The organism is Streptomyces thermospinosisporus (assembly GCF_039526425.1).
Classification (GTDB): domain Bacteria; phylum Actinomycetota; class Actinomycetes; order Streptomycetales; family Streptomycetaceae; genus Streptomyces; species Streptomyces thermocarboxydovorans.
The window spans coordinates 25734-32892 of record NZ_BAAAIZ010000111.1 but is presented as its reverse complement, the minus strand read 5'-3'; the positions used below and the strand labels follow the sequence as shown (position 1 = coordinate 32892).

The following is a 7159-nucleotide window of genomic DNA, read 5'->3' as shown; positions in this document are numbered from 1 at the left end:
GCCCAGCACCCACCCCGGGTGCGCACCCGGGGTGGGTGCTGGGCGCAGCGCACGGCAACGCCGGCAAGGGCAAGCCCCCTGCCCTTACGCCCCGCGCAGGGGACCCGCACTGTGCAGAACGTCAAACTTCACCCCCCGGTTTTGTACACATACGGCTCATGACGGGCCCCCTGCACAGAGCGATAGCCTGGTGGCGTGATCAGCGCGATAGCTCGCGGGGACATCGGTGTCCGCCCTGCGCCCGGCGTGCACGGACGACATCCGTGCCCGGGCGGCGATCGCTGGTCCTCGCGGGCGGGAGGGGGCGCGCAGCACTCCCGGGACGCCATCCACGGACCTGCCGGCGCGACGGCCGAGGCCGGCCGGCAGCTCAAATATGGCTCATATCTCCCCGCTCATCTCACCTCGCGGCATAGCGTCGGAACAGACCGGACACCCCGTGTCGTATCACCGCACCGCTAGGGCAGAGACCGTATTTCCTTCTACGTCACGCAACGGCGCGCGACAGGAGCCAGAGGACAATGCAGACCAAGCTGGACGAAGCCAAGGCCGAGCTGCTCGAACGGGCTGCCCGGGTAGCTGAGAACAGCCCGGCCGGGGGGAAACTTCCGACTGGGACGGCGGACGAGGGGATCCCCGACCGGGAATCCGTGCTCGCGTTCCTCCAGCGCTACTACCTGCACACCGCCCCGGAGGACCTCGTCGACCGCGACCCGGTCGACATCTTCGGAGCCGCTGTCTCGCACCTCCGGCTGGCCGAGAACCGTCCGCAGGGCACGGCCAATGTGCGGGTCCACACCCCGACCGTCGAGGAGAACGGCTGGACCTGCAGCCACACCGTGGTCGAGGTCGTCACCGACGACATGCCCTTCCTCGTCGACTCCGTCACCAATGAGCTGACCCGCCAGGGCCGCGGCATCCATGTGGTGATCCACCCGCAGATCGTGGTGCGCCGCGACCTCACCGGCAAGCTCGTCGAGATCCTCACCCACCCGCCCGCCGCCGACAGCCTTCCGCACGACGCCCACGTCGAGTCCTGGATCCACGTCGAGATCGACCGCGAGACCGACCGCGGCGACCTGAAGCAGATCACCGCCGATCTGCTGCGTGTGCTCTCCGACGTCCGTGAGGCCGTCGAGGACTGGGGCAAGATGCGGCAGGCCGCGACCGCGCTGGCCGACTCCCTGCCCGACGAGCCCATCCCGGACGACGTGCCCCGGCAGGAGGTGGAGGAGGCCCGCGAGCTGCTGCACTGGCTCGCCGACGACCACTTCACCTTCCTCGGCTACCGCGAGTACGAGCTGCGCGAGGACGACTCCCTCGCGGCCATCCCCGGCACCGGTCTCGGCATCCTGCGCTCCGACCCGCAACACGCCACCGAGGAGGGCCACCCCGTCAGCCCCTCCTTCGAGCGGCTGCCCGCCGACGCCCGCGCCAAGGCGCGCGAGCACAAGCTGCTCATCCTGACCAAGGCCAACAGCCGGGCGACCGTGCACCGCCCGTCGTACCTGGACTACATCGGCGTCAAGAAGTTCGACGCCGACGGCAACGTGATCGGTGAGCGCCGCTTCCTCGGGCTGTTCTCCTCCGCCGCCTACACCGAGTCCGTCCGCCGGGTCCCGGTCATCCGGCGCAAGGTCGAGCAGGTGCTGGAGCAGGCCGGCTTCTCTCCGCACAGCCACGACGGGCGCGACCTGCTGCAGATCCTGGAGACCTACCCGCGCGACGAGCTGTTCCAGACCCCGGTCGACGAGCTGAGGTCCATCGTCACGTCGGTGCTCTACCTGCAGGAGCGCCGCCGGCTGCGGCTCTACCTGCGCCAGGACGAGTACGGGCGCTACTACTCCGCCCTCGTCTACCTGCCCCGCGACCGCTACACCACCGCCGTCCGGCTGCGGATCATCGACATCCTCAAGGAGGAGCTCGGCGGCACCAGCGTCGACTTCACCGCCTGGAACACCGAGTCGGTCCTGTCCCGGCTGCACTTCGTGGTGCGGGTCCCGCCGGGCACCGAGCTGCCGGAGCTGTCCGACGCGGACAAGGAGCGCATCGAGGCCCGCCTGGTCGAGGCCGTCCGCTCCTGGGCCGACGGCTTCAGCGAGGCCCTGATCGCCGAGTTCGGCGAGGAGCACGCCGCCGAGCTGCTGCGCCGTTACTCCAACGCCTTCCCCGAGGGCTACAAGGCCGACCACTCCCCGCGCAGCGCGGTCGCCGACCTGGTGCGCCTGGAGAAGCTCGGTAAGGACAAGGACTTCGAGCTGAGTCTTTACGAGCCGGTGGGCGCGGCCCCGGAGGAGCGCCGCTTCAAGATCTACCGCAAGGGCGAGGCGGTCTCGCTGTCCGCGGTGCTGCCCGTGCTGCAGCGGCTCGGCGTCGAGGTCGTCGACGAGCGGCCGTACGAGCTGCGCTGCGCCGACCGCAGCGTGGCCTGGATCTACGACTTCGGGCTGCGCATGCCCAAGGCGGCCGGCGCCGACTACCTGGGCGACGACGCCCGCGAGCGGTTCCAGGATGCCTTCGCCGCGACCTGGACCGGCAAGGCGGAGAACGACGGCTTCAACTCGCTCGTGCTGGCCGCGGGCCTGACCTGGCGGCAGGCGATGGTGCTGCGCGCGTACGCCAAGTACCTGCGGCAGGCCGGCTCCACCTTCAGCCAGGACTACATGGAGGACACCCTCCGCAACAACGTGCACACCACCCGGCTGCTGGTCTCGCTCTTCGAGGCCCGGATGTCGCCGGACCGGCAGCGCGCCGGGTACGAGCTGGTGGACGCGCTTCTGGAGGAGCTCGACGCCGCCCTCGACCAGGTCGCCAGCCTCGACGAGGACCGCATTCTGCGTTCCTTCCTCACGGTGATCAAGGCGACGCTGCGCACCAACTTCTTCCAGGAGGCGTCCGGCGGCAAGCCGCACGACTACGTCTCCATGAAGTTCGACCCGCAGGCCATCCCCGACCTGCCGGCGCCGCGCCCGGCGTACGAGATCTGGGTGTACTCGCCGCGGGTGGAGGGCGTGCACCTCAGGTTCGGCAAGGTCGCCCGCGGTGGTCTGCGCTGGTCCGACCGGCGTGAGGACTTCCGGACCGAGATCCTCGGCCTGGTCAAGGCGCAGATGGTGAAGAACACCGTCATCGTGCCGGTCGGCGCCAAGGGCGGCTTCGTCGCCAAGCAGCTGCCCGACCCGAGCGTGGACCGCGAGGCCTGGATGGCCGAGGGCGTCGCGGCCTACCGGACCTTCATCTCGGCGCTGCTGGACATCACCGACAACATGGTCGGCGGTGAGGTCGTGCCCCCGGCGGACGTGGTCCGGCACGACGGGGACGACACCTACCTGGTGGTCGCCGCCGACAAGGGCACCGCCACCTTCTCCGACATCGCCAACGAGGTCGCCGAGAGCTACAACTTCTGGCTCGGCGACGCCTTCGCCTCCGGCGGCTCCGCCGGATACGACCACAAGGGCATGGGCATCACCGCCCGCGGCGCCTGGGAGTCCGTCAAGCGGCACTTCCGGGAGCTGGGCCTGAACACCCAGACCCAGGACTTCACCGTGGTCGGCATCGGCGACATGTCCGGTGACGTGTTCGGCAACGGCATGCTGCTCAGCGAGCACATCCGCCTGGTCGCCGCCTTCGACCACCGGCACATCTTCATCGACCCCGACCCGGACGCGGCCACCTCCTACGCCGAGCGGCGCCGGCTGTTCGAGCTGCCCCGCAGCTCCTGGGAGGACTACAACACCGACCTGATCTCGGCGGGCGGCGGCGTGTTCCCGCGCTCCGCCAAGTCCATCCCGGTCAACTCGCAGATCCGCGAGGCGCTCGGCATCGAGCAGGGCGTCACCAAGATGACCCCGGCCGACCTGATGAAGGCGATCCTCAAGGCGCCGGTGGACCTGCTGTGGAACGGCGGCATCGGCACCTACGTCAAGGCCTCCACCGAGTCCCACGCGGACGTCGGCGACAAGGCCAACGACGCCATCCGCGTGGACGGCAAGGACCTGCGCGTCCGGGTCGTCGGCGAGGGCGGCAACCTGGGCCTGACCCAGCTCGGCCGGATCGAGTTCGCGCTGCACGGCGGCCGGATCAACACCGACGCCATCGACAACAGCGCGGGCGTCGACTGCTCCGACCACGAGGTCAACATCAAGATCCTGCTCAACGGTCTGGTCGCGGACGGCGACATGACCGTCAAGCAGCGCAACAAGCTGCTGGCGGAGATGACCGACGAGGTCGGCCGGCTGGTGCTGCGCAACAACTACGCGCAGAACACCGCCATCGCCAACGCGCTCGCCCAGTCCAAGGACATGGTCCACGCCCAGGCGCGCTTCATGAAGCACCTGGTCCGCGAGGGCCGGCTGGACCGGGGGCTGGAGTTCCTGCCCACCGACCGGCAGATCCGTGAGCGGCTCGCCCACGGGCAGGGCCTGACCGGCCCGGAGACGGCCGTCCTGCTGGCCTACACCAAGATCACGGTCGCCGAGGAGCTGCTGCACACCTCGCTGCCCGACGACCCGTATCTGAAGAGCCTGCTGCACGCGTACTTCCCGAGCGCGCTGCGCGAGCGGTTCCCGGACCGGATCGACAGTCACCCGCTGCGCCGGGAGATCACCACCACCGTGCTGGTCAACGACACGGTGAACACCGGCGGCACCACCTATCTGCACCGGATGCGCGAGGAGACCGGGGCCTCGCTGGAGGAGATCGTCCGGGCGCAGACCGCAGCCCGTGCCATCTTCCGCTCCTCGATGGTGTGGGACGCCGTGGAGGAGCTCGACAACAAGGTGCAGGCCGAGGTGCAGACCCGCATCCGGCTGCACTCGCGCCGGCTGGTCGAGCGCGGCACCCGCTGGCTGCTGAACAACCGGCCGCAGCCGCTCGAGCTGCAGGAGACCGTCGACTTCTTCTCCGAGCGGGTCGAGCAGGTGTGGTCGCAGCTGCCGAAGCTGCTGCGCGGCGCCGACCTGGACTGGTACCAGAAGATCTACGACGAGCTGACCGACGCCGGGGTCCCGGAGGAGCTGGCCACCCGGGTCGCCGGGTTCTCCTCCGCCTTCCCGACGCTCGACATCGTCTCGGTGGCCGACCGCATGGGCAAGGAGCCGCTGGAGGTCGCCGAGGTGTACTACGACCTCGCCGACCGGCTGCGCATCACCCAGCTGATGGACCGCATCAGCGAGCTGCCCCGTGCGGACCGCTGGCAGTCCATGGCCCGCGCGGCGATCCGCGAGGACCTGTACGCGGCGCACGCGGCGGTCACCGCGGACGTGCTGGCCGTCGGCAACGGCACCGACACGCCGGAGCAGCGGTTCAAGCTGTGGGAGCAGAAGAACGCGGCGCTGCTCGCCCGGGCCCGCGCCACGCTCGACGAGATCCACAACTCGGACAGCTTCGACCTGGCCAACCTGTCGGTGGCCATGCGGACGATGCGCACCCTGCTGCGGGCGCACAGGTAGGCGGGAGCTGAGTCGGTGTGAGGGTGCCCCGGGTCCTGTAGGCCCGGGGCACCCTCGCGTTGTGCTGCCTTCGGTGGGGCTCACGCCGGGAAGCGGTGGACATGTCCGGTTTGCGGGCATGCCTGTGAGGTGTCCGTCAGCACCCGGATCCGCTCCCGGTCCGCAGTGCCCTGGACGGCCGCAGTGTCCTGGACGGCCGCGGGGCTCGTGGTCGTCCTGCTGCTCGCGGTGATCGTCCGGCTGCCCTGGGCCGGTGACCTGGGGATGCACGCGGCCACCCTGCAGCGGCTGCGGCACGACCCCCTCCACCCGGGCAACCCCCTGGTCGACGCGGACACCCCGAGCCCGTACTACTCGCCCTGGATGCTGCTGCTCGGGCTGCTCGCCAGGGCGAGCGGCTGGTCGGTCTTCGTCGTGCTGCGGATCGCCGCCGTGGCCGGGCTGGCGCTGCTGGTGACGGGCGTGTGGCGGTACGTACGGACGCTGAGCGCGCACCGGGCGGCACCCGCGCTGGGGCTGCTGAGCCTGCTGCTGGTGTGGGGCACCACCGCGTACACCTGGAGCGGCTTCCCCGGGCTCGGCTCGCTGGCGCTGACGGTGTCGTATCCGAGCACCTTCGCGCTCGGCCTCGCCTTCCACCTCTGGGCCTGGCTCACCACCGCGCTCCGGGACCCGGGAGGAGGGTGGGCGAGGTGGCTCGGGCTCGGGGCGGTGTGGGCGGCCATCCTCCTCTGCCATCAGTTCACCGGCGTCGTGGCCAGCATCGGCGCCCTCGCCACCCTGCTCGCGGTACGCCGCCCCCGCACGGTGCCCTGGCCGAAACTCGCGGCGGCACTGCTGCTGGCAGCGGTGGTCCTGGCGGCCTGGCCGTACTACGACTTCTTCGCGCTGCTCGGCACCGGGGACGACCTGGCCGACACGCACCGAGGGCTCTACCGGGACTGGGCCGTGCGGTACGGCCTGGTGGCGGCCGGAGTGGCGGCGCTGGCCGCGCGGCTCCGGCGCGCCCGCCGGGACCCGCTGGTGCTGTTCTTCGCCCTGGGCCTGCTGTTCGTGGCCGCGGGGTGGCTGATCGCCCGCTACTCATGGGGCCGCGCCCTGCCCGCCGCCCTGATCCCGGCCCAGCTCGCGCTTGCCGTGGAGGCGCTCGAGGCGGGCCGGCGGTGGCTGAGGCTTCTGTGGGCCGTGCTCCTCACCGGCGTGCTGGTGACCGGAGCCTGGGTGCAGTCCGGGACGCTCGGCTACGTGCTGCCGCGCGAGGCGCTGCCCGCGCCGGCCGAGGCCCGGTACCGCGAGCCGTGGAACGGCTACCACTGGATCACTCCGTGGGTCCGCTACGGAGACGTGGTCCTGGCGGAGAAACATCCGGCCCGCCGCATCCCCGCCTACGGCCCCTACACGGTCGCCCCCGGCTACCCGGACGTCTTCCTGCCCGACGCGGACCGCCGCACGGCGGCCGTCGAACGGTACTTCACCCCGGGAACGCCCGCGGCGGTACGCCGGGGTATCGAGCGGACCTACGGGGTCCGCTGGGTGGTCGACGCCTACCGCGTCCTGGACGACACCGGCCTGCGCCGAGTGGCCACCGGCCCGGACGGCCATGTGCTCTACCGCGCACCGGGACCTTGAGGGCTTCCTTGCCGCCCCTGGCGGGCCCTGACCGTGCCAGGCGGGTCGCCGGCCGTGCCCGGGTGGGTCTCTGGCCGGGC

Annotated in this window: 2 protein-coding genes; both read left to right on the top strand. The window is 71.0% G+C overall.

The window, feature by feature from the left end:
• Window positions 1–521 precede the first annotated feature (521 nt).
• Complete coding sequence (locus ABD207_RS28745; protein WP_344016142.1) at window positions 522–5450, top strand: NAD-glutamate dehydrogenase; 4929 nt, start codon at window positions 522–524, stop codon at window positions 5448–5450.
• Window positions 5451–5597: 147 nt separating this feature from the next.
• Window positions 5598–7079, top strand: a complete 1482-nt coding sequence (locus ABD207_RS28740; protein ID WP_425580861.1) for a hypothetical protein — start codon at window positions 5598–5600, stop codon at window positions 7077–7079.
• The last annotated feature ends 80 nt before the right edge of the window (window positions 7080–7159 follow it).

What these genes read in the sequence shown, in the direction of transcription:
- ABD207_RS28745 (WP_344016142.1), top strand. Translation starts at nt 522, where the DNA reads ATGCAGACCAAGCTGGACGAAGCCAAGGCCGAGCTGCTCGAACGGGCT.